Raw genomic sequence first — 23,627 nt, forward strand, 5'->3', positions numbered from 1 at the left:
AAAGGCTAGTTGAGAGAGGAGAATTTGAGGGGCAATCCTTAATCCAATACGAAAACCCTAGGGGCGGCACGGGCGGGCGTCTGCGTTTTTAGGCTTTGAGGAAAAAAGTAAGCCTCCAGATACCCGTTGATAGTCTTGCGCCCTTGTTTATAAACTTCACCTCAACAAAGGCCGTTCGGCCGAATATCGACAACCACACAATTGGCGTAGCGTCGTTGTTGCGCATTAAGGAAATAGCTTGAGTGCGAATGAAGAATTAGAGCGTTTAAAGGCGGCGGCATCGTCTGGTGATCACGAGGCTATGACCGCGCTGGGCAAACGGCTCATCGCAACGCCGACATCCGCCAAATCGGTTGACGAAGGCCAACTGCTCTTGAAACAGGCGATGGACGCCGGAAACGGAGAAGCCGCCGAGTTTGTTGCCGTCATTTTCGCATCAGGTATGATCGGCGAACAAAATTGGCGCCAAGCGCTCGATTACCTAAGCCTGTCAGCCTCGCTTGGATGGTCGCCAGCCTTGCGGCAACTCTCAATTCTCGCTGACGCGCCTTTTGAAAACGGCACTTGGGGGTCGGACCCGTCCGATGCAAAGGCTTTGCGGGACCGCATCGACGTCGAGGGTTTGTTGCGTATCCCTGAGAAGCAAAACCTTTGTGAAGCGCCCCGTATTCGCAAGTTTGACGATTTTTTGCCTGAGCGCTTTTGTGACTGGATGATTGACTTGGCCCGTCCAAAGCTCGCCCGGGCCCGCACATATGATGACACGGCAGTTGAAGGGAAAGAGAGTGATGCGAGGACGAATTCGTCAGTAAGCTTTAACCTTCTGGATCTCGACCTTATCCTGCTTTTAATTCAAACGCGAATTTCAAAGATCGCTATGGTTCCAATGTTCACGATGGAGAACTCCATGGTGATGCATTACAATGTCGGAGAGCAATTTCGGCCCCATTATGATTATCTTGATCCAAGCAAAGCTGCCCATGCCGCTGATATGCGTAAATTTGGTCAACGCCTGGCAACTTGCCTTATCTATTTGAACGAGGATTTCGAGGGTGCCGAGACGTCATTCCCTGAAATCAATCAAAAATTCCGATGCGATAGAGGCGGGGCTCTGTTATTTGCAAATGTTGATCTGGAAGGTCAACCAGACCCGCAAACACTTCATGCTGGCCTGCCGCCAACCCGAGGCGAAAAATGGTTGTTTTCCCAATGGATTCGCAGCGGCCCACTTCCTCAATAGTAGTAGGACGGAACTGACCCTGAGCCAGTTCCGATTTACTTTATTTCTACTGCTGGGCGGAGTCCAATTTACGCCTTTAAGACGCCTTCAACCGTTTCAATTTGAGCATTAAATTCCGCATCGGATGCGCGAAGCTCATCGATGCGTTTTACCGCGTGCATGACAGTAGTGTGATCGCGTCCGCCAAAGCGTCTGCCAATGTCCGGCAGCGAGCGCTTTGTCAGCTTTTTAGATAAATACATAGCGACTTGGCGAGGCCGCGCAATGACGCGCGCGCGACGTTTAGACGTCATGTCCGTAAGGGTCACATTGAATTCTTCGCAGACGGCGCGCTGAATACGGTCAACGGTCAGACGCTGGCCCGCCATATAGCGGGAGTCTGACAAGGTTTCCTGCACCGTTTCGAGCGTGATCGGCGTGCCAAGAAATTCGCTTTGTGCAACAATCTGGTTGAACGCGCCTTCGAGGTCGCGCGGCGTCGCATTCATGCGCGCGGCCAGGTGATCGCGGGCGTTTTGCGGAATGGCGAGGCCTGGATTGCCGGACGCGCGGCGGCGCTGAATGAGCCGATCCAATATGCGCAGGCGTAATTCATAATCGGCGGCGCCGATACGGCACACCAAACCGGAGGAAAGATAGGACTTCAAACGATCAGAGGCCTTCTCGATTTTATCGGGGTGCCGGTCAGCGGCGATCAGGATCTGACGTCCCTGCGCAACGAGGCTGACCAAAGTGTGCAGCAACTCTTCTTGAGAGCCGGGCTTATCGGCAATAAAATGGGCGTCATCTATTATCAGAAGGTCGACATCGCGCAGGCTTGCTTTGAAGCCTTCAATCGCGTCCCGGCCTCCACCTCGAACAGAGGAGACAAAGGCGGACACAAAATTTTCGGAAGAGATTAGCTTTACTCGGTAATTTGGCTCAGATTCTGTGATCGCGTCTTGAATGGCGTGGAGCAAATGCGTTTTGCCCATGCCGTTCGCGCCGTGAATAACAATAGGGTTATATTGTGCGGCGCGGCAGGACGCGATTTGACGTGCAACTGCAAAAGCAAGTTCATTAGAGGCGCCAACAACGAAATTATCAAAGGTGAAGCGCTCGCGCGGATTCGCGGCGGCGGCTTGCGGATTATCGAAATTGACGACGTCTCCGCCCGGTTTTGCTTGTGCTCTGGCATTGCGTGATGCTGAGTTAATTGGAGCGAGAGGGGGAACGGCCCCGGCGGATTTTCGCCCGGCTTGGCCTTTATCCTGTTCTCTCACCTGAGGCGCGCGCTCGGTTGCGGCGGAAAAAATGATATCACGCGGCGGGGCGACCATATCGTATTTTTTCCAAAGGCGGCGTACAGTATCCGCATAATTGGATTCAATTTTAGAGGCAATAAAACGCGAAGGCGCCGCAAGCGTGACAATGCGTTCATTGGCTTGGCTCACGCGGAGTTGTCCCGTCCAAGAGCGATGAACATTCGGCCCTAACGCATAGCCAAGATCTGTTTTGACTTTTGCCCACGTATTATTTGCGCTCTTCAAGGGCGGCTCCCCTGTATAAAGATCAGGCGTCGTGCCCTGACTGGAAACAGCCGACAATTTAGGACTGACTTTTGCATCTTGCATTGAAATTTACTCCGCACGAACCCAGAGGGCAAATTAGCTAAACCCTTGATTATTTTCACAATTTTATGGATCCAATCGGAAAGGTGACAACCTTTTCCGTCCAGAACTCCCTCGATGGCCAGCTCCCCCCCTAGGTCACTGGCCTCTCTAATAAACCGACTCTTTTCACTCCCGTCAACGGCGAAAAGTCATGATTCTCTATGCCTTTTCTGTTGACTCAAAAAAACGTAAGAATCTCAAAACAGTGGCGTTGCAAAAAATTCATATTTCTGAAAAATTTTTTCAGCCGCAGAGTTAAGCGCCCTTATTTTATAGTTGAACGCCTCCAAGTCGTTCGTAGCGATAAAAGGAAGAAACCTGACCGAGGACCACGGGTAGGCAAAAAAAAACCGGGCGGCGGCCCGGTTCTTATAATGTTTGTGTTCCCAAGCTTTAGGCCCGAGGAACAACTTTACAAAGCCGTTTTAGCCGATGGCTTTAACGCGCTTGTTTAGACGAGAAATTTTGCGCGCTGCCGTGTTCTTGTGAAAGACACCACGATTGACGGCCCGCATCATGGCAGGCTCGGCTTTTTTAAGCGCGTCGCTAGCGGCAGATTTATCACCGGCAGTGATCGCGTCTTCAACGCGGCGCAAAAATGTCCGGACTTGGCTACGACGGGTGCGGTTCACCTCAGTCTTACGAGCCATTTTACGGACGTTCTTCTTGGCAGATGACGTATTTGCCATGTTATTCCTCTATATTCATATCGCAAGGGGACGGACCCTGTGATCCATCCGAATTTCAAGCGCCGCCTATACGCGCCGGATATCGCCCCGTCAACTCTACAATCGCAGAGAATTGGGGGCTATCGCGCTAGGCACCTATTTGTTTTTGAAATGCGGCTTCCGCTTTTCAATAAAGGCGGCCATGCCCTCTTTCTGATCCTGTGTAGTAAACAGGCTCTGGAAGAGGCGGCGTTCAAAGCGGATGCCCTGTTCCAGCGTCATGTTGAATCCGGCATTAACGGTTTCTTTGGTGATCATCGCGACGGGCTGGCTTTGGCTTGCAATTTTTGCTGCCGCTTCTTTGGCGGTGCTCATCAGGTCGTCTAGCTTGACGATGCGGCTAACCAGTCCGGCGCGCTCGGCTTCCTCGGCCGGCATCATGCGCCCTGTCAGGCACATATCCATCGCTTTGGCTTTGCCAACCGCGCGCATCAGGCGTTGCGTCCCGCCAATTCCAGGCATAACGCCGAGATTAATCTCGGGTTGACCGAATTTGGCATTATCCGCGGCGATGATGAAATCACACATCATGGCAATTTCGCAGCCCCCGCCGAGCGCGTATCCGGCCACAGCCGCGATGATCGGCTTGCGGAAGCGCTCAATCGCGCAGTGATTTTCCTCGAAGGTGTCGTTCTTATAGATCGACAGGTAATTATTGTCGGACATCTCTTTGATGTCCGCTCCGGCGGCGAACGCTTTTTCTGAACCTGTCAAAACAACGCAGCCTACGCTGTCATCTGCTTCCAGGGTCGCCAGTGCATTCGCAACTTCGCCCATCATTTCGGTATTGAGCGCATTCAGCGCCTTGGGTCTATCCAGCTGGATAGTAGCAACTCCGCCGTCACGTGTCAGGTCAATCAATTTATAAGCCATAAAGCCTCTCTCGCTTTGGGGGCGTCCTCAATTAAGGCTTGCCCGGAAATTTGAGAGGCTTGTAACGCGGGAGGGCCAAGGGTGGCAAGTCGTGTTCCCTCTGACAATTTAGAGCTAGTTTTGACAGATTTTGCAGAAGAAACTGCTGCGCCCGCTTTGAACTATACGCTGTATAGGGGCGGCGCAGCTAGGGCAGGGCTGGCCTTCGCGCCCATAAACATCAAAACGATGCTGGAAATAGCCAAGCTTGCCATCCGTGTTGGAAAAGTCACGTAAGGAACTACCCCCGGCCTCAATCGCTTCTGTGAGAACGTCTTTTATGTTGCGGGCGAGCGCGTCTGTCTCTGCGACTTTAAGGCGTCCGGCGGCGCAGCGCGGGGAAACTCCCGTGCGAAATAGCGCTTCACAAACATAGATATTGCCGAGTCCCGCGACCACGCGTTGATCCAGCAAGGCGGCTTTGATTTTAGATTTTTTGCCGCGAAGCGCCTCTCGCAGGACAGGGCCATTGAATTGATTAGAAAGAGGCTCTGGACCGATATGGTCGAGCCGATAAGACGCATTCTTTGACGCCAGTTCCATAAAGCCGAAACGGCGAGGGTCATTAAAGGTAATAACCGCGCCATTTTCCATACCGAAAATGACATGATGGTGCTTGGGGTCAGCTTTGTGTTCATGTACGAAATGCGCAGTCGAAGCGTGTTCGATGATAAACCGCCCGCTCATCCCCAAATGCATGAAAAGCCGCTCTCCGCTGGACAGTTCGGCTTGAAGAAACTTTGCGCGGCGCGTCAGGCGGAGCAAGCGTTGGCCTTGTACGCGGCCAATAAAGTCCGGGTCGAAGGGAAAGCGGAGGTCCGGACGATTTAATGTCACCGTCTGAAAAACAGCCCCCTCCATAACAGGGGCGAGACCGCGGCGTACTGTTTCAACCTCTGGGAGTTCAGGCACTTGTCTGACTCCCCTGAGGAAAACCGATTTTGATCATGGGCAGGGCTACGTCGCTGGTCCTGTACTGACTGCTACCATGGCGGCTCGCAAGGTCCGGTCGCCGAGTTTGAAGCCGGTCTGCATAACCGTCGCGACATGCCCTTTCTCCTCTGGCGAGGGGATATTGGCAACAGCTTGATGGACGTTTGGGTCGAATTTAGATCCTACGCCGCCGACGGGCTTCACGCCATGACGGGAGAGCACCATAATTAGGTCTTTCTCCGTCAGTTCGATACCGTCCACGAGATTTTTGGCGTTCTCGCCCAAATCAGCTTTATCCGTACCTTCTAGAGTCTGCAAAGCGCGGGAAAGGTTGTCGTGAACGGACAACATATCTTGCGCGAATTTTTCAATCCCGTAGGTTTTGGCGGCGGCGACTTCGCGTTCTGCGCGGCGTTTGGTGTTCTCAGCGTCCGCCAGGGCTCGGAGAGACTGATCCTTGATATTGGCGATTTCGGCTTCCAGTTCCTGGATACGCGCGATTGCGGCAGCCCCGGCATCGGGGGCATCCGCGTCGAATTCAGAATTAACTTCTTCGGCGCTTTGTGCCTTGAAATCTGCTTTTGCGGCGGCCTCACCATGAGCGCCCATACTGGTTTCGCCCAGATTTATCTCATGATCGCCCATGCTCTTTTTGGCTTTCTCTATTTCGGCCTGCAGAGCGTCCAATTCAGAGTCGCTGGGAAAATCATCCATCCCTTTTACATTTGGCATGGTCGGTTTTTTCGGGTCGGACATATCTGTCTCTCTTTATCTTGCATTCGGGCCGAGCCTGCGCCCAACCAATTGTGCGGTATAATCCACCATGGGAATAACTCGCGCGTAATTCAGGCGGGTCGGGCCAATCACGCCCACCGCCCCTAAAATATTTTGAGCCGCATCACGGTATGGCGCGATGACCAGACTCGAGCCCGACAAAGAGAAAAGGGGGTTCTCCGTGCCGATAAAAATCTTTACCCCGTCCGCTTCTTCGGTTCGGTCCAGAAGCGCTATCAGCTCCTCCTTGCGTTCCAAATCCTCGAATAAGAGACGGATGCGCTCCAAATCGGTTTGCGCTTCCAAATTGTCAAGGAGTTGTGCCCGTCCGCGCACAATTAAAGCGCGTTTATTGTCAGTTGCCTCTTCGCTTCCCGACCATTCGGCCAGCCCTTGCTTGATAAGGCCTTCGGCGGCAGCGTCAATTTGGGCCTGACCGTTTTCCATTTCTTCCAAGATATCGGCGCGGGCCTCCTCTAGGCGGCGGCCTTTCAGGCGAGTGGACAGAAAATTACCGGCCCGTTCCAGTGAGGCCGGCAAAAGACCTTCGGGTCTTGGCATCAGGCGGTTTTCAATTCGCCCATCCGTATAAACAAGTACGACGAGCGCCTGCCCGTCATCCAGAGCGACAAATTCAACATGGCGCAAGGGCGGGGATTGCGGCGCCGAAGACGGGCTCAGAACCAACCCGGCCCCGCCGGCAAGTCCGGCCAACATGCCGCTCGCCTGTTCCAAGAATTGGTCAGATGACTGTTCGGCGCCCGCCAGCCGGGCTTCTAATCGTTGCCGTTCGGCGCCGCCCAAATCGCCAATCTCTAAAAGGCCGTCGACAAATAGGCGAAGTCCGGCTTGGGTTGGAACGCGGCCCGCGCTCACATGGGGAGAGGCGAGCAATCCAAATCGGGACAATTCTGCCATCGTGTTTCTAATTGTCGCCGGAGATAGGGACCGCCCGCCCGATAAGGCCAACGTCCTTGAACCGACAGGCAGGCCGGTCTCTAGATAGTTCTCCACAATATCGCGAAAAATATGCCGCGCGCGGCTGTCGAGATCAGACAGCGAAAATGTCGGAAAAGGAGCGCTCATATTTGGATATATGTGGTCAGTTTTGCCCCGTCATGCAAGAGGGCGGATGCACAGAATGAGAGGAAAGAGGGCTATTGGCGAACCTAGCCAGATAGCTTTTTAATCCAATCTGCATAAGAGATGTTTTCTTCGCGGCGGAGATCAAGCTCTGAGGCCAAATTCAAGGCGCTCTGGTGGTCTGAACACTCAATGGCTAGCGTTTGATAGTTTTTACCATTGATCGAGACCGCGGTTAATTCGATTTCTGCAGCGATTTTTCCCCGAATGTCTATCCCGTAAAGAGTTCGACTTTTTTTAATGGGCAATAGCTCAAGCCTTTCCCTGAAGTAGCCCAAGGCATTTTCAGCCTCGCGAAATGTCTCAGTTGAAAGAGTTAACTGCGGGACGCAGGGCTGAAAATGTTTCAGGTCAAGGTCCGAAATCGGGAAACCAGAACTGACAGATCGCTTCCAGATTTCGATGCCGTCTACCTTGTCCAGTCGCTCTTTCAATTCCAGCCGAGACTGCCCTCTAAATTTGGGTAAGCAGTCTCGTAACGGCGGCAAGTAAACATCTGTTCGCGTTTCATGGCGGCCCTGACCGAAAGACGCCTCAAGCTCGTCTTGAGTTAGAGTAACGGAACTATCCCAAACTCTGTACTCGTAAGTTTTGGGTGCCTGTTTGAACTCCGCCGCCTCCGTATTTTCTACGAAATCACTCATCGCCAGACGGACTTAAAATATCGGATTTATCTTTCTTTGGTAGATGGCGTTCCAAATACCGAATCGGAATCAGGACAATTAGGGAAAGCCCCGTGCCGAGAAGTGCCAAGCGGTAAAACCCCGACCCGCAGGCGAGGCCTACAGCGCCGGACAGCCACATGCTTGCGCCGGTTGTCAGGCCTTTGACCGAGCCTTTGGCTTGGATGATTGTCCCGGCGGCGAGAAAGGCGACGCCGGCCGTGACAGCTTCAATGACACGGAGCGGATCCATCTGAGTGTGGTCGCTGTCTGACCCGATCACGGCAATTAGTTCCAGCGCAATAACCATAAAAATAGCGGCAGCCAGAGAGGTGAGCATATGAGTTCGAAGCCCGGCGGCGCGTGATTTCAGCTCTCGGTCAAATCCGACAGCGAACCCTAAAATACAAGCTAGCCCTAATCGAGCCACCATTTCCCAAATGGAGAGCGAGTCGAAATATTCAGGTGAAACTATTTCAGCCATAAAAAGGATACGGGATTTCAGGCAACTGGTTCCGACGAGGGCGGAGTTTAAAGGAAGGTGACAGCGCGCGTTGTCCTCGTTAAGAAATGTCAAAGGAGACCTGTTATGTCATTTAAATCCAATCTTTATGTCGGCGCAGCCGCGCTTATTCTTGGCGCCTTTGGAGCGACGGCACATGCGTCCCCGCAGACCGAGCCGAGCGTTGCGTCAGCGGCGCAAAGCTCCGAATTCAAGCTAGACTATGAAAAGTTTACGCTAGAAAATGGATTGGAGGTTATCCTCCATGTCGACAAGTCTGATCCGATCGTAGCCGTGACTACCGTTATCCATGCGGGCAGTAATCGCGAAAAACCGGGCCGGACGGGCTTCGCGCATTTCTTTGAACATATGGCCTTTAATGATTCCGAGAATGTCCCGCGCGGCTGGAACCGTAAAGCGATTCCAGAATGGGGCGGGCAGAGAAATGGCGGAACCTGGAGCGACGGGACGATTTATTATGAAGTTGTTCCGAAAGATGCGTTTGATAAAATTCTCTGGATCGATTCCGACCGCCTTGGCTATATGATAAATACCGTAACACAGGCCGCGCTGGATCGAGAGAAGCAGGTCGTAAAAAACGAAAAGCGCCAACGCGTTGACAATGCGCCTTATGGGTATACCCAGGAAGTTATTCGCAAAGCCCTTTATCCCGAAGGTCATCCTTATAATTGGACGGTCATTGGATCTTTGCCCGATTTGCAAGCCGCGACATTAGAAGATTTAAAAACTTTCTATGGAGAGGTTTACGGCCCGAATAATGCGACGCTATCCATTGTCGGCGATATCGACATTGAAGAAACGAAACGCAAAGTGCGCCAATGGTTCGGAGAAATTCCAAGGGGCGCGGATATAGAACCCCTTCCGGCTATGCCCGTGTCGTTGGACGCCGATAAAAAACTATATTTCGAAGATAGTTTTGCCAAATTGCCAGAGCTTCGCCTGACTTTCCCAACCGTTGAAAGCTATAGTGAGGACGAAATCGCTTTACGTGTTCTGGGAGATATTCTCGCAGGCAGTAAAAATTCTACTCCGTTCAAACAAGTCGTTGAAACAGATAAACTCGCGCCTTCTGTAAGCGCCTATAATAACAGTATGGAGCTGGCGGGGGAGTTCGTGTTCCGGATCCGCGCAAATGCAGATACAGACCTCAACGCGGTGTATGCTTCTCTTGAGGCCGCGATGGAGACCTTTGAAGAAACCGGCGTCGACCCGAAAGATTTGCAACGCATAAAAGCGGAGCAGGAAACCCGCCTCTATTCCAGCGTGGCTACTATATTAGGCAAGGGTCAAGAGCTGGCCCAGTCAAATGAGTTTGCGGGCGACCCGGCTTATACAACGGTTCAGGCCGAATTGCTGAAATCTGTCACAGCCGAAGACGTTATGGCGGTTTATAAAAAATATCTCAAAGACAAGCCTGCCGTGATGACAAGTTTCGTGCCTAAAGGGCAAGCGGAGTTGGCACTGGAAGGCTCAGAGCTGGCAGAAGTTTGGATTGAAGAAGTAAAGGCAGACGTTGCCAGCGAAGAGGTCAGTCAGGGCGAAGAGGCGGATTACGAAAAAACACCGACCAAGTTTGACCGCTCAGAACCTGAATTTGGCGAACTTCCTTTGGTTCAAATGCCTGATATCTGGGATGCGGAACTCTCTAACAATGTCACCCTCCTTGGGATAGAAAATGGTGAAACGCCTTTAGTGGCGTTCAATATTGTTTTCGCCGCAGGGTCAAATGATCTCGAAACGGCTGATAAAAAGGGCGCGGTTGAGTTGCTGTCCCGTTTAATGGACGAAGGGACATCAACAAAAACAGCCGCGGAGCTGGAGCAGGCCTTGGGACTTTTAGGTTCCTTTGTGGGCGTCTCCGCCGGGCGCGAAACTGTCACCATCAGCGGGACCTCCTTGGCGCGCAATCTGGCGCCGACTTTGGAATTAGTGGAAGAAATTTTGCTGTCCCCCCGCTTCCAGACGGAGGAGTTCGAGCGGGTAAAGTCTGCGGCCCTGACATCTATTAAAGGCAGGGAGGCCGACCCCAATTCAATTGCCTCACTGGCCTTTTCAAACCTGATTTACGGCGACAATAATCCGTCCGGCCTTCCCGGAGACGGAACAGAGAAAACTGTTTCCGCTTTGACCTTGGCCGATATGAAGGCGGCTCATGAGAAATTGTTTAATCTGCCGGCAACTTTCCATATCGTCGGAGATGTGACGCCGGAACAGGCGGCGTCAGATTTCGCGTCGCTCGCGGAAGATCTGAACCAAGGCGGGTTCGAAGCGCCGACGCACTCTATTCCCGAACAGAAAAATGCAGGAAAAGTGTTCTTCATTGATGTGCCTGACAGTAAACAAAGCGTGCTCTATATCGGGAGGTTGGGCGTCTCGGCGACGCATCCGGATTTCAATAAAATAGACTTCGCAAATGAAAAACTCGGCGGCGGGATTAGCGGGGACTTGTCTCAGACTCTGCGAATTGAGAAAGGATACACTTACGGTGCTTATTCCGGAATTTCCCAAGCGGAAATGCCTCAAACTTGGCGGATTGGAACAAGTGTTCGCGCCAATGCAACTGAGCCGTCTCTGACGGTTATCCGCGGTATGTTACAGGATTATGGCCCTGAGTTTGATGAAGCGGCCGCCGAGCTGACAAAGAACAAAGTTATTAAAGACAGCACCCGTGCATTTGAATCCTTAAATGCCAAACTCGGCACGCTAAATGAAATCAGCCGGTTTGGAAGAAGCTATAGTTTTGTCGAAGAGGAACAGGCTGAACTGGTCAATATGTCTGTTTCTGACTTTAAGGACAGCGCCGCCAGATATTTTGACGAGGACGAGATGATCTATGTCGTCGTTGGCGACCGGAAAACCCAATTTGAACCAGTTCAAAACTTTGCGAAAGAGGCTGGAAAAGGCGAGGTCACAGAACTTGATATTTACGGAGAACCTGTTTCCGCGGAAGAGTAGCTCAGCTGAAAAGCAGATTCTCTATAAGAGGTTCTTCGGAGCCTTTCACGGTTCTATAAGGTTTGGCTGATAAAATCAGGCGAACCTTAGAATAAACAGGCAAACATGTCGTTTAAAACCGTCAAGATAAACGAGGTCATCAAGCGGGGCGAAGATGAAATTACCCGCTTCCGAAAAGGGTATGTCGAGCCTAAGCGGCGCAGTATGAGTGATAGGCGGCTGCTCGCCACGGCGGCAGCTATTTTTCTTGGAGCGTGTCTTTGCTACGTATCGCTCTTCTATTTGCCAGCCCTCATTTCAAATCGTTCTGTCTTGGCTATATCGACGCAAGACAGGACGCTGCCAAAAATTGATTACAGTAAGAAACGTACTGTTTTTTCGCCCTTTCTCGATTTGTTCCATGTTCAGCGTGGCTATTTCCGGGCGGGCCAGATGTTACAGGTTGATTACAGGCTTCCAGAAGGACACTCTGCCGTTCTCAGTATTCAGTCCTGTAAGGGCATCTATTTTCTGGAAGCTTTAACTTGCGAACCGGCTTTGATTTCCAGCACGGAAATTACCGGTCCAAAACGCGGGATCAATCGTTTCACTGCTCCGGAAAACGGATTTTATATATATAGCAGCCAAGTCGTGAGAGGAGGCGGAGAAGAGACGCCCTATTCAGTCGTCTGGCGCCGCGTTCCGGCTCCATAAAATATCCCTCTGAATTCAATTTTGTGATAATTGGCCCTAGCCTTTCCGCGTTAGCCTGTCTAACGCGGGGGCCTATTCAAGAAAGGTCCCGTTATGCGCCCAAACAATCGAAACCGCGAAGACTTGCGTCCTGTTACTTTAGAGGCCGGAGTATCCCGCTACGCCGAAGGCTCTTGTCTGTCTAAATTCGGCGGAACTCATGTTTTGTGCACCGCCAGTGTTGACGAGAATGTTCCGCGCTGGATGAAAGGCTCCGGCAAAGGCTGGGTCACAGCGGAATATGGTATGCTCCCGCGGGCGACCCATTCACGCAACAATCGGGAGGCCGCGCGCGGCAAACAAGGCGGGCGAACGGTAGAAATCCAACGTTTGATCGGGCGTTCTTTACGCGCCGCGATAGATCTAACGAAACTCGGCGAGCGCCAAATCATCCTCGATTGCGATGTAATGCAGGCTGATGGCGGCACCCGCACGGCCTCTATTACCGGGGCCTGGGTGGCTCTGTCTCAGGCTTGCGATAAACTCGTGGAGCAAGGGCTGATTACTGAAACTCCCATCACGGATAAAATGGCCGCTGTGTCGTGCGGAATTGTCGATGGTGAATGCCGTCTTGATTTGGAATATATCGAGGATAGCAACGCGCAGGCGGACGCTAATTTCGTCCTGACCGAAACCGGCGGTATTATTGAAGTCCAAGCCAGCGCCGAAGACGTCCCTTTTACAGCTGCTGAAATGGCCGAGCTGACCCGTTTGGCCGCCAAAGGCATCGAAGAGCTTTGTAAAATGCAGGCTGAGGCTTTGAAGTCTTAACCGCCGAGTTTCTGCGACTGAGAGTATGCAGTCAGACCTGCATTCTCTCTTGCTCCCCTAATCCCACTATGTGTAATAAGGTAACTTGACAAGATCGCGCACATATCGTTTTTTTCTCCTGCTATTGGCGGGATGGTTTTTGGCTGTGCAGAGTCTTTCTGCCGCTCATGCCACAACCTATGGAGACAGCCCGCATCAACATGAAGGCGTTCTCTGCGCGGTAAGTGTCGCTTCGAGTGAATGCGTCGCGCCTTTACCTGCTATAATTCTGACTGATTATGTCGGGTTTCCGGTCAAAACTGATTTTGTTCAGATGGTCGGATCGGCGCCTTACGGCGCTCCGCAAGGCCGCGCTCCGCCGCCTCGAGCCCCGCCTTTCAACCAATAAACTGCCTAATTTTCATCCGTGTTTTTGCGCGGATTTTATCTTGTTTATTGTTTGAAAGGTGTACCCATGTTGCGGTCTTCTTTACTTAGTTTTTCGGCGCTTTCTGCCACACTTATAATTGCCGCGCCGGCTATGGCGCAAAATCTTGATTCTGAACTTGACGAAATCATCGTCACAGGGTCCCCTCTTAATCGTTCCGTGGACGAAGCTATTACCGGCGTCTCCGTCCTTAGCGGAGATGAGCTTTCGGATCGCCTCGCGGCGACCATTGGTGAAACGCTCAAATCCGAACCTGGCGTGTCTTCAACCTTTTTTGGCGCTGGCGCTTCCCGCCCTATTCTACGCGGACAAGGCGGTGACCGGATACGGGTTCTGACAAATGGTATTGGTTCTATTGACGCGTCATCGGCTTCGCCGGACCACGCGGTAGCCGCTGAACCAGCCCAAGCCGAACGTATCGAAGTTTTACGAGGCGCGGCGCTTTTGCGTTACGGGTCCTCTGGGGCCGGCGGCGTTGTGAATGTAATTGACGGCCGCATTCCTGACAGCTTGCCTGAGGACGGTCTCGACGGAGCATTCCGTATCGGCGCGTCAAGCGTAGATGCCGGGCGGGAAGTTGCCGGATCTCTAGATAAGGCAATAGGAAACTTCGTTGTTCACTTGGACGGGACATTCAAAGAAACGGACGATTACGATATTCCGGGCTTCGCCGAAAGCGGATTGTTCCGATCTCTTGAGGAGGAAGAACATCATGATGACGACCACGACCACGACCACGACCACGACCACGACGACGAGGATCATGATGACGAAGACCATGATGACGATCATGACGAACATGACCATGAGGAAGAAGAGGCGGAGGCCTTCGGCACGCTCGATAATTCCTTTACGAAATCCCAGTCTTTAACAGGTGGATTGTCCTATATAGGCGACCGGGGATATTTTGGTGTTGCCCTTCACCGTTTTGAATCTGATTACGGAATTCCCGGTGGCCATTCTCACGGACATGCGGAAGAGCATGAAGAAGAAGGTCACGATGACGAAGACCATGACGATGATGACCATGATCATGACGAGCACGATCATGATGAGCATGATCACGAGGAAGGCGAAGAGATGGTCAGCATCTCGCTTGAGCAAACCCGTTTCGATGTGAATGGCGCGCTTGATCTTGACGGCTTTTTTGAACGCCTTCAACTTTTTGGGGGCTACGCCGACTATACTCACACGGAATTTGAAGGGCCCGGCATAGTCGGAACAGTCTTTTCCAACGAAGGCTACGAAGCCAGGCTTGAAGCCATTCAGCGCGAACGGGATGGATGGAGAGGCGCTTACGGCGTTCAGTACCGTGACCGCGAGTTCTCTGCTGTTGGCGAAGAGGCCTTCGTGCCGCCGACAACGACCCAGCAAATTGGCGTGTATACCTTCCAGGAAAAGCAGTTTGGCGATCTCCACCTTGAGGGGGCAGCCCGCTACGAGCGTACGGACCAGGAAAATTCCGTTACGGGTCAGGATGTGTCCTTTGACGGTATCAGCCTGTCAGCGGGCGGCGATTACCATCTGACAGACGCATTGCGGTTTGGCGGAACGGTTTTCCGTACGGAACGCGCCCCGACGACCGAAGAGCTGTTTTCCAACGGACCACATTTGGCGACGGAACAGTTTGAGCGTGGAGATTCCACTTTGGATATTGAAACGGCGACAGGTGTGGAATTTGCCGTGCGTCATCGTGAGGAAGGACATTTTATTACGCTCAATATGTTCTACACGGATTACGAAGATTATGTTTACGAACGGGCCACAGGCGAAGAAGAAGACGGTTTGGAAGTCTTCCAATTTGTCGGTGAAGATGCGACCTTTAAAGGGTTCGAGGTCCAAGGCGGCTTCGACGTAGCCCGTATCGGAAATTTTGATATTAAGGTTGACGGCTTGGCGGAATATGTTCGTGCTGAAACTGACAGCGGTAATCTTCCCCGGATCCCGCCTTTATCCGTTTTGACCGGCATTGAGGCGGCGTCAGATCGGTTCTCTTTGAGAGCTGAACTGGATTATGCTTCAGAGCAAAACAAAGTCGATGCGTTTGAATTGCCGACTGATGATTATGCTTTGGTCAATCTATTCGCAAGTTGGAAGGCCCCCGTTGGGACCCAACCGGTTCGCCTGAGCCTGTCTTTGCACAATGCTTTTGACGATGACGCACGACAGCACGCCTCATTCTTAAAAGACACTGTGCCTTTGCCAGGACGTAATGTTCGCTTCTCTGTCGCGACGCAGTTCTAGCAATTAGTCTCTATGCTTTTGAATGATGTTCGAAACAGGGATTTGTTTCCCTGTATTCGGATCAATATAATAAGGCTCCTCATTTACTGAGGAGTCTCCCGCCTGATTTCGGTGCAACCGGATGGGCTCATCATAAGGCGCTTTACGAATAGGGGCTGTATCTTGCTCCGGCGCTACAGATCCGGGGGCGGAGGGCTCAGTCGTCAAATACTCCGGGAGTTCGCGCTGCATAGGAGCATTTACCGGCGGGTAGCCTTGAGGCATGTAGGGAGAGGCCGTTTCGGGGGCTGACGGCGCAGCGCCCTCGGCGAGTCGGGCGTAAGAGATGACCTCTCTCGCTCCCCGGGTTTGGGCGGCGACCTGCGCTGCATGTTCTAATTCCCCTGGGGTGCGGGCAACTCCCAAGAGGTAAACAACACCCTCATGAGTCTCGACATTGAAGTTCTGAGACTTGATAGACCCATTTGCGAGCAGGCGTGTCCGAACCGCTTTTTCTAAGACGCCGTCTTTCGCGCCCCGAACAAAACCTCGCTTGTCACCAACTAAAATCTCATTTCCTACCTGTTCGACATGTGGCGCCGACCATGCAATCCGGGCCGCTTCGATGCGATCTTCTTTACTTGGCACGCTCCCTGACAGTAGCGCGACGCCTTCGGCCACCTCAATATCCACACTTTTGAGATTGTAGTCATAGGCCCGCGTCAGTCTGGCCTTTATTGCGCGCCCCGCGTTCACATCATTAAGAGCGCCGGCGAAACTCCGTTCGTCATTCTTGCTGAGCCCAGCACTCGTGACAGAACACGCAGAAAGAAGAGAAGCACAAAGCAGAGGTAAGATGAAATGTTTCATAGCCGCAAAACTAGCGGTTTATGGTGAATGAAGTCTTACTAAATTTATTAAGACATCGTCATGTTAGATCCCGTTGGGGGCCCGAGACGATGATAGCCTATTAGAAGGGGGCGTTCTGAATTTTGTTAATTTTGCTATTTGACTGCGCGTCGCGCCGAAGCTTCTTTGCCCGCATATAGCAGAGTTCGTGGCTGATATCCTCCACGGTGTTCTTGTGAGGCGCTGTCACGAGCCCGCGCATGGCGCCGTGTCCTAACTCCCGTTTAAGCATGTGCGGGGGGGTATGACAGATGACCAAATGTTCGATCCCGATTTGGATTAATGTGTCCGACATAATTTCAGTCTGGTCCAGACAGATTTTTTCATCGATGACAGCCAGGCTCGGATCTTCGTCCAACAGAGCCATATAAGCCGCAGTTAAACTATCAACAGGCCCGATAACGTTGTAGCCATCGCTCACTAGTGTTTCGCGAATACCAGATGTTGCCTCCTCGCGTCGAAGTACCAGAAGAACAGTTATTTTTGCCGTTGATGATAAGGAACTGCTCATTTGGTGTCTTCAAAATATTACTGGTGAGTCTGCCCCTAGAGGCTCAGCCAATAATGACGGTGAAAGGAAGCGATGACCGGGCGTTACCTGTTAATACAGAAACTGTCCGGAGCGCCGTCCTAGCGCATCGCATGAAGTAAAGCCCAGATTTTTCAGGCAAATTCAAGAGCGAGCCACCGATTACCGATGCTTCGCAACAACCCTAAGATAGGGACGTCACTTTACGAAAGTGTTAACAGGAAAGTGAAAAAACACAACTATTACAGTGGGTTGAAACTTCAAGAAAGAAATTGAAACTTCAATAAAAACTTCTTCTTTTAAGCAAGTTTGCCAGGTCTGATGGAGGCAAAACCTTCTGTTCTATTTCCAATGAAATAGAGCACGCCAAGTTGTTTGACTATTTCCGCTTGAGATCTTTCTCCGCTAATTCTTTCATTTGCCATAGTCTGCGCATTAATCATTAGGGCGCTATACTCCTGAACGGCCTGCATCCCTTTTTCGGATATGATGAGGGGTTTTTTCCGGTCGTCGGCTGCATAGCCTGATAGGGGTTTAGTGTACCCCGCTTCTGATAGAATCGAGACGGCTCGACTGGTAGTTGCAGGATCATAACGCATAAGCTTTGCGACGTCCATAGCAGTTGCGTCGTGCGTCATATGCTCAAGTGTCATAAGGGTCAGTAATTCCCGAGGCTTCCGGAGCTGCTTATCTGACATCTTCGACATCGCGTGTGTCTTAAGAAACGACATGTAGTCATTGGAAATTCGGCGGCAATAAACCTGAAGAACAAATTCCGGAAACCTCTGAAAGTCATCAAAAGAGTCTTGGAGGGCTGCCCGGGAATAAGCCGTCCGGTTTTGTCTACGGACTTTACCGCTCGGCGACAAAGCGGAGAGTTGCTCAGCGTGTTCTTGAATGTCGAGACAGGTTTCAAAAATATCTCGAATTTCTTGCTTTCCAAGTCGCGGCAATAAATTCTCCAGAACCGTTGCTTGTTTTGATAGATAAGTTTGAAACAGTTCCTGTAAAAATTCCGCCCCCTCCGGCGTGACTTGAATGAGGTTTGACCGCGCGTCAAAAGCCTGTTCAAGAATTATGATAAATCGAACCTTTCGGAGCTTTTCATTCGCTCTAAGCACGGTTGCAGGGTCAAGCCGGGTATTTCCGGAAATTTCGGCTGGGGTGAGACCGCCAGGATAGCGTAATATCTGAGATAAGACGAAGATGTCTCTCCAGTTTAGTCCGGGATTATCGGTAAGCGCCGTGAACACATGTCGTTTCACAAAAACGGTCATGTCATGCGCGACTTTATTCGCCAGTATCTGGGCGGCTCCGATGGGATAGGTGACCAAGCGGTCGGGTATATGAGGCAAGTCTAAAATAAATCACATCCTTTAAACCGCCCCCTCGGTTTTGCTGCACAGATTAAAGCTCCAAACTATTGAAACTTCAATTGTTATAAAAGTGTTTCACCGTGAGTTTTTAGCAAGGCATTGTTATCAAACGCCTTTATTATTCGGGCAAGAAAGCTCCTTTCAAATAGGTAACGCGACTCAATGGTGAAACTGGTCCGATAATCGACGCGAAATCGAATCGCATTTCGAAATTCTCTGGGAGTTGGGCAAAATTTCTCTCGACCCAAATCTCTGCGGAATCGATGATCCGTTGCTCACCGCGCCACGTCATGGATTCGTCGATCGCCCTTTGGGTTGCCCTCTGTTTTACCTCCACAAAAGCCAGAGTACTTCCCTTCTGGACGATCAGATCAACTTCGCCGTGAGGCGTTTTGAAGCGTTCCTCCAAAACCTTATAGCCGCGAAGCCGGAGATAGGTTGCAACGCGTCTCTCGGCTTTGCGGCCTTCCTTCTCATTCTGGCGCCGATTATTCATTACGGCTTTATTTCAGACTCAGGGCCAAGGCGTAAACCTCTCGTTTTGGCCACTTGCTCAACTCAGCCACGGCGGAACTGGCGCGTTTCACCCCGACCTCAGCGATCTGCTCGTCTAAAGCAGCGCGTACCTGCTCTTCAGACCAAAGCGCGTCGGAGTCTGGCGGAGCGATCAACAAAACCAATTCACCCTTTGGCGGCGTCTGGGTGATGCTCGCTAAAAGCTCCTCTGCTGTGCCGTGGCGCGCTTCCTCATATCGCTTGGTCAACTCCCGGGTCAGGACGCAGGCGCGATTACCCAGAATTTTCGCCGCATCGGCCAGAACTTTCGCAATTCGGGGGCCGGTTTCGAAGAAGACGAGAGTCGCCTGAACAGAAAAGAGTTTAGACAAAGCAGCTTGTCTGGCCGCGGACTTCGGAGGCAAGAATCCTGCAAAATAAAAGGCGTCAGAGGGAAGGCCGGACTTCACCAGGCCCGCCAACAAGGCCGATGCTCCGGGAATAGGCCAGATATCGATTTCTGCTTGTACGGCCGCGCGCACCAGGCGGAAACCCGGATCAGACACGAGCGGCGTTCCGGCGTCGCTCACCAAGGCTATCTTTCCACCCGCTTTCAAACGCTCAATCAGCTCCGGAACACGCATTGCCGCATTATGGTCATGATAGGCAGATAAAGGAGTGGAAATAGAGTAGGCGTCGCAGAGCTTTCGAGTCTGCCGCGTATCTTCGGCGAGAACATGTTCGGCGGCGTGCAACACATCTAGCGCGCGGAGAGTAATATCTCTTAAGTTCCCGATAGGGGTCGAAACGATATAAAGACCGGGAGCTAGAGACGGTGCTGCGCCCATTTGGGGGCTTTCGCTTGATAGCTGTTGCGGCGCAGGGCTATTCTTGGGTATGGACAAAGGAGCCCTCCAGGGCATTGGACTAAGGTTTGAGTGTTATGATGAAATTTACGCCGTTTGGCCATGACGGAATTCAGAGCGGAGATTTACGTAGAAAGAGTCTTCTGCTCATCTCGGTATTTGCTCTTTTGACGACGGCCTGCTCAACAACAGCGCCTTACCCCTCACCATATCCGCAAGGACCCGTTGAACAAGGCCCCGCTGAGCCAGATCCTGTGCCGGATTTTGATCCTGATACTCCGGAGACAAGCGTCCCTGAAGAAGAGGAAGAGGAATTTGACGAGGCTGATCGCCGCGAGGGTTTGACGCTCCCGCATATGAAAGGGCGCGAGACTAAACGATTGGCTCTTCTACTGCCGTTTTCTGCCTCATCGTCCCGCCTGCGCCAAGAGGCCGAGTCGATGATGAAGGCCGCCGAACTTGCCGTGTTTGAGCGGGACAGCGCCGATGTACTTTTGATCGCTCTCGATACGGGCGGAACGTCTCAGGGCGCGCAATCAGCCGCGCAAGCAGCATTAAACTCTGGAGCGGATGTCATTCTTGGTCCTATTCTTTCGGGGTCGGTTGAAGCCGCCAATAATGTAGCACGCCGAAGCGGCACGCCGGTTATTGCTTTTTCTACGGATCAAGAAGTCGCCGGAAATGGCGCGTATCTTTTATCCTTCCCGCCTGAAGCTGAAGTCGAGCGTATTGTCGAATTTGCATCTGATACGGGCGTCGACCGTTTTGCCTTTCTCGGCCCAACCAGCGAATATGGTCGCCGCGTCAACGATGCTTACCGCAAGGCGGTTCAAGCCAATGGCGGTCAGGTGACGGCGTCTGCCAGCTATAGCGGCGACGATATTTCCGTTATGCAAGAGCCGGCCCGAGGCATGGCCTCGCAATATCGCTCAACGGGCTATCAAGCGATAATCCTCCCTGAGGGGGGGACGGCCCTGCGAAGCCTTGCGCCCTTGCTGCCTTATTATAATGTGGATCCGACAGCGGTTCAGTTCTTGGGGACGGGGCTTTGGAAAAATGGGTCTACCGTCCGCGAACCAGCGCTGAATGGCGGCGTGTTCGCTGGGCCGGACCCGGAGGCTCAAGCCGGGTTTGAGAACAGCTATGACCAAGCTTATGGCGAGAGCAATTCACGTCTGGCGAGCCTCGCCTATGACGCCGTCGCCATTGGCGCCTATGTCGCCGACGGCAACCGGAAAGACCGGATGGACCGCCTCGAAGATCCGAACGGGTTCTACGGCGCGGACGGTCTGATCCGGTTCGAAGCCGACGGAAAGCCGCAACGCGGACTTGCCGTCTATCAAATCCGTAACGGCAAGTTTGTGGTCATCGACCCGGCGCCAAGAACCGTTCTCGGCCCGAGCTAGTTACGCCCTATCGGCGGCCATCACTAATTTCTTATAGTCACGGAGGTCGCCGTCATAGCGCTTGGCTTTGCCTTTATTGACAAGCCATAGCCGGTCGGCGGTCGCTTCGGCCAGATAGACATCATGGGTAATGAGCAGCACGGCCCCCGGAAAATCATTGAGCGCGTAGATCAGAGCTTCCCGGCTGTCGATATCCAAATGAGAGGTCGGCTCGTCGAGGATAAGCACATGCGGCTTGTCGATAGACATCAGGCCCAATAGCAAGCGCACCTTTTCTCCGCCGGAGAGCTTCTCGACATTGGTCTCGACCTTTTCATGCGAAAAGCCCATCTGCGCCGCCGCGCCGCGGGCTTTGTGTTCGGGCGTGCCTTTGGGCAGTTTCTGGGTGACGTGGTTAAGCACGGTCTCGCCCGCCGTCAGCTCGTCGAGCTGATCCTGCGAGAAATAGCCGATTTGCAGAGAGCTTGAGGCTTTGCGTTTGCCTTCCATGAGCGGCAAGCGCTGCGCGATGGATTTCACCAAAGTCGTTTTGCCTTGTCCGTTCGCGCCGACGATGGCGACGCGGTCATCCGGGTCGAGGCGGAGGTTCACGCCGGACAAAATCTTTGCCCCTTCGCCATATCCCAGATCTGCGTTTTCCAGCTCAAGCATGGGCGGGGCGAGTTTGCCTTTAGGTTCGGGGAAATTAAACGGCACAGCGCGTTCGGCAATCGGAATTGCGATATCCTGCATTTTCTCGAGCATTTTAACCCGCGATTGCGCTTGGCGGGCTTTGGAGGCTTTGGCCTTGAAACGATCGACAAAGGCCTGCAAATGCGCGCGCTCGGCGTCCTGCTTGGCCTTTTGCGCCTGAAGCTGCGCGCGTTTTGCCGCCGCCAACGTCATCCAGTCATCATAGCCGCCGGGGGTGAGCATAAGCTGTTGATGCTCGAGCGCCAAAGTATGAGTGACAGAGCGGTTAAGCATTTCGCGGTCATGGCTGACCATAATTACTGTGTGCGGATAACGCTGAATATAACCTTCCAGCCACGCCGCGCCTTCGAGGTCGAGATAGTTGGTCGGCTCGTCGAGGAGCAGCACATCCGGCTCACTGACGAGGACGCCGGCAATCGCGGCGCGCATACGCCAGCCGCCGGAAAATTCTTTTGTCGCGCGGTGAAAATCTTCCTGAGAAAACCCCAGACCTGTCAAAACAATCGCGGCGCGGGTATCGGCGTTCCACGCATCCATATGGGTGAGGCGCTCAAAAATATCGCCCAGCTTGTCCGGGTCAGTTTCGGTTTCGCTGGCCTTCATCAACGCGTCGCGTTCCCGATCGGCGGCGAGAACGACGTCCATAATGGTATCGTCCGTGGCAGCTACTTCCTGCGCCACCCAGCCGAGGCGGGCATTTTTGTTCAACTTAATGGCGGCGTCGGCGGTGGGGTTTTCAATTTCTTCCCGAATAAGACGGAGCAGGGTTGATTTACCCGTGCCGTTGCGCCCGATCAGGCCAACTTTCCACCCAGCTGCAATAAACGCCGTCGCTTTAATAAAAAGCGGGCGGCCCTGAACGGCATAATCAAGATCATTAATCGCTAACATGCGCGCTCCCTAAGGGCTGGCTTTATAAACGCAAGGGGAAAGCGCTGAACGCGGCACCTGCAATGCAGAAGATAGTGAGGATACCGCCATAATTTTCGAAATGAACATTGCCCACGCCTTTCGTTCTGCTCGCCATCTCATCATCCGAACGCGGCACCGCGCAGCGGGGTTAGTGAGGATGCAACCGCTCTCTCCGGATTTTCCATCGCTCAAGCGCTCTCTCCTGCTCGCAATCCAGTGCGGAGCCTGTTTCACGGTTTCCAAATAAGTAGGACAGCCCGCGCGGACGGCATCCGTGTCGGATACCGAAAGTATAGAAATGTTTCACACGGATATCATCCGCGCGGCAGCGGTTGGAACCGGAGCGGCCTCTTACAAGTCTCCCACAGTCACGCCGGTACGAAGCCGTTTACAGCTTCTGGACGCGGTAGGCAGGCTAACCCACTCTCGGTGACCCGGCACAGGCTTGCTGTCACACAAGCTGCTCAGTCCCGCTGTCTCTTGCTCCGGTAGGTGACGTCTACCTGTCCATGAGCAAAAGAACGAGTTTGAAATTAACATGGAAACGCAAAGTGCGGATCGGTCTCTGGACAATTTTTTAAGGGGTTGAGACGATTGAAGTTTTTGGAAGGATAAGCGCGGATAGAGTTTTCATTTCCCTTCTCCCGTGGGGAGAAGGGGTAATAGCGCTTCATTTGAACGGACGGGTGTAAACCGCTCCCCCCTCCGTCACCTTCGGCGACACCCTTTCACGTCGAATGATTATTAATCATTCTTTGGTTCAAAC

The 23,627-nt window shown here is 52.6% G+C and carries 21 protein-coding genes; 7 read left to right on the forward strand and 14 right to left on the reverse strand.

The window, feature by feature from the left end; genetic code table 11:
- Positions 1-238 precede the first annotated feature (238 nt).
- On the forward strand, positions 239-1,240 hold the full coding sequence (locus tag ACNA05_RS11560) for a 2OG-Fe(II) oxygenase (RefSeq protein WP_415811651.1): 1,002 nt from the start codon (positions 239-241) through the stop codon (positions 1,238-1,240).
- Positions 1,241-1,308: 68 nt separating this feature from the next.
- On the opposite strand, the gene dnaA is transcribed toward ACNA05_RS11560, so the two are convergent.
- From dnaA to ACNA05_RS11600, 8 genes are all read right to left on the reverse strand, one after another.
- Entirely contained in the window at positions 1,309-2,853 is a 1,545-nt protein-coding gene (dnaA, locus tag ACNA05_RS11565; protein WP_415811652.1) for a chromosomal replication initiator protein DnaA, read from the reverse strand.
- Positions 2,854-3,317: 464 nt separating this feature from the next.
- Positions 3,318-3,581 carry a 30S ribosomal protein S20 gene (gene rpsT, locus ACNA05_RS11570; RefSeq protein ID WP_415811653.1) on the reverse strand — a complete coding sequence of 88 codons (264 nt, stop codon included), beginning with the start codon at positions 3,579-3,581 and terminating at the stop codon, positions 3,318-3,320.
- A 135-nt stretch (positions 3,582-3,716) separates the two neighbouring features.
- On the reverse strand, positions 3,717-4,493 hold the full coding sequence (locus ACNA05_RS11575) for an enoyl-CoA hydratase (protein ID WP_415811654.1): 777 nt from the start codon (positions 4,491-4,493) through the stop codon (positions 3,717-3,719).
- Positions 4,494-4,607: 114 nt separating this feature from the next.
- Positions 4,608-5,444, reverse strand: coding sequence for a bifunctional DNA-formamidopyrimidine glycosylase/DNA-(apurinic or apyrimidinic site) lyase (gene mutM / locus ACNA05_RS11580; RefSeq protein ID WP_415811655.1), 837 nt, complete (start codon positions 5,442-5,444; stop codon positions 4,608-4,610).
- Between the two features lie 45 nt (positions 5,445-5,489).
- Entirely contained in the window at positions 5,490-6,221 is a 732-nt protein-coding gene (gene grpE, locus ACNA05_RS11585) for a nucleotide exchange factor GrpE (protein WP_415811656.1), read from the reverse strand.
- Between the two features lie 12 nt (positions 6,222-6,233).
- The gene (gene hrcA / locus ACNA05_RS11590) at positions 6,234-7,325 is read right to left on the reverse strand and encodes a heat-inducible transcriptional repressor HrcA (protein WP_415811657.1); all 1,092 of its coding nucleotides are present in this window, start codon (positions 7,323-7,325) and stop codon (positions 6,234-6,236) included.
- A gap of 83 nt (positions 7,326-7,408) precedes the next feature.
- Positions 7,409-8,026: a hypothetical protein gene (locus tag ACNA05_RS11595; RefSeq protein WP_415811658.1), complete on the reverse strand. Its 618-nt coding sequence runs from the start codon at positions 8,024-8,026 to the stop codon at positions 7,409-7,411.
- Positions 8,019-8,621 (reverse strand): MgtC/SapB family protein, encoded by a 603-nt coding sequence (locus ACNA05_RS11600; RefSeq protein ID WP_415811659.1) that lies wholly within the window; start codon positions 8,619-8,621, stop codon positions 8,019-8,021. Before ACNA05_RS11600 ends, ACNA05_RS11595 begins: the two co-directional genes overlap by 8 nt.
- Before the next feature lie 12 nt (positions 8,622-8,633).
- Here ACNA05_RS11600 and ACNA05_RS11605 point away from each other — a divergent pair, with 12 nt between their 5' ends.
- The 5 genes from ACNA05_RS11605 to ACNA05_RS11625 all read left to right on the forward strand — a co-directional run bounded on the left by ACNA05_RS11605 (position 8,634) and on the right by ACNA05_RS11625 (position 15,696).
- Positions 8,634-11,522, forward strand: coding sequence for a M16 family metallopeptidase (locus tag ACNA05_RS11605; RefSeq protein WP_415811660.1), 2,889 nt, complete (start codon positions 8,634-8,636; stop codon positions 11,520-11,522).
- Positions 11,523-11,627: 105 nt separating this feature from the next.
- The gene (locus tag ACNA05_RS11610) at positions 11,628-12,215 is read left to right on the forward strand and encodes a hypothetical protein (RefSeq protein WP_415811661.1); all 588 of its coding nucleotides are present in this window, start codon (positions 11,628-11,630) and stop codon (positions 12,213-12,215) included.
- A 93-nt stretch (positions 12,216-12,308) separates the two neighbouring features.
- Positions 12,309-13,025 (forward strand): ribonuclease PH, encoded by a 717-nt coding sequence (gene rph, locus ACNA05_RS11615; RefSeq protein WP_415811662.1) that lies wholly within the window; start codon positions 12,309-12,311, stop codon positions 13,023-13,025.
- Positions 13,026-13,164: 139 nt separating this feature from the next.
- A complete protein-coding gene (locus ACNA05_RS11620) occupies positions 13,165-13,413 on the forward strand; it encodes a hypothetical protein (RefSeq protein ID WP_415811663.1) in 249 nt (82 codons plus the stop codon).
- A 66-nt stretch (positions 13,414-13,479) separates the two neighbouring features.
- Positions 13,480-15,696 carry a TonB-dependent receptor gene (locus tag ACNA05_RS11625; RefSeq protein WP_415811664.1) on the forward strand — a complete coding sequence of 739 codons (2,217 nt, stop codon included), beginning with the start codon at positions 13,480-13,482 and terminating at the stop codon, positions 15,694-15,696.
- 3 nt (positions 15,697-15,699) lie between these two features.
- On the opposite strand, the gene ACNA05_RS11630 is transcribed toward ACNA05_RS11625, so the two are convergent.
- From ACNA05_RS11630 to rsmI, 5 genes are all read right to left on the reverse strand, one after another.
- Positions 15,700-16,545 carry a BON domain-containing protein gene (locus ACNA05_RS11630; RefSeq protein WP_415811665.1) on the reverse strand — a complete coding sequence of 282 codons (846 nt, stop codon included), beginning with the start codon at positions 16,543-16,545 and terminating at the stop codon, positions 15,700-15,702.
- A gap of 100 nt (positions 16,546-16,645) precedes the next feature.
- Complete coding sequence (locus ACNA05_RS11635; RefSeq protein WP_415811666.1) at positions 16,646-17,095, reverse strand: ANTAR domain-containing protein; 450 nt, start codon at positions 17,093-17,095, stop codon at positions 16,646-16,648.
- Positions 17,096-17,412: 317 nt separating this feature from the next.
- Positions 17,413-18,468 carry a hypothetical protein gene (locus tag ACNA05_RS11640; RefSeq protein ID WP_415811667.1) on the reverse strand — a complete coding sequence of 352 codons (1,056 nt, stop codon included), beginning with the start codon at positions 18,466-18,468 and terminating at the stop codon, positions 17,413-17,415.
- 139 nt (positions 18,469-18,607) lie between these two features.
- Positions 18,608-18,985 carry a YraN family protein gene (locus ACNA05_RS11645; RefSeq protein ID WP_415811668.1) on the reverse strand — a complete coding sequence of 126 codons (378 nt, stop codon included), beginning with the start codon at positions 18,983-18,985 and terminating at the stop codon, positions 18,608-18,610.
- A gap of 7 nt (positions 18,986-18,992) precedes the next feature.
- Positions 18,993-19,889 carry a 16S rRNA (cytidine(1402)-2'-O)-methyltransferase gene (gene rsmI, locus ACNA05_RS11650; RefSeq protein WP_415811669.1) on the reverse strand — a complete coding sequence of 299 codons (897 nt, stop codon included), beginning with the start codon at positions 19,887-19,889 and terminating at the stop codon, positions 18,993-18,995.
- Positions 19,890-19,927: 38 nt separating this feature from the next.
- On the opposite strand from rsmI, the gene ACNA05_RS11655 reads away from it, so the two are divergent.
- On the forward strand, positions 19,928-21,256 hold the full coding sequence (locus ACNA05_RS11655) for a penicillin-binding protein activator (protein ID WP_415811670.1): 1,329 nt from the start codon (positions 19,928-19,930) through the stop codon (positions 21,254-21,256).
- On the opposite strand, the gene ACNA05_RS11660 is transcribed toward ACNA05_RS11655, so the two are convergent.
- Positions 21,257-22,840: an ABC-F family ATP-binding cassette domain-containing protein gene (locus ACNA05_RS11660; RefSeq protein WP_415811671.1), complete on the reverse strand. Its 1,584-nt coding sequence runs from the start codon at positions 22,838-22,840 to the stop codon at positions 21,257-21,259. It abuts the gene before it with no gap.
- Between the last annotated feature and the right edge of the window lie 787 nt (positions 22,841-23,627).

The organism is Litorimonas haliclonae, assembly GCF_965138505.1.
GTDB classification, from domain to species: Bacteria; Pseudomonadota; Alphaproteobacteria; order Caulobacterales; family Maricaulaceae; genus Litorimonas; species Litorimonas haliclonae.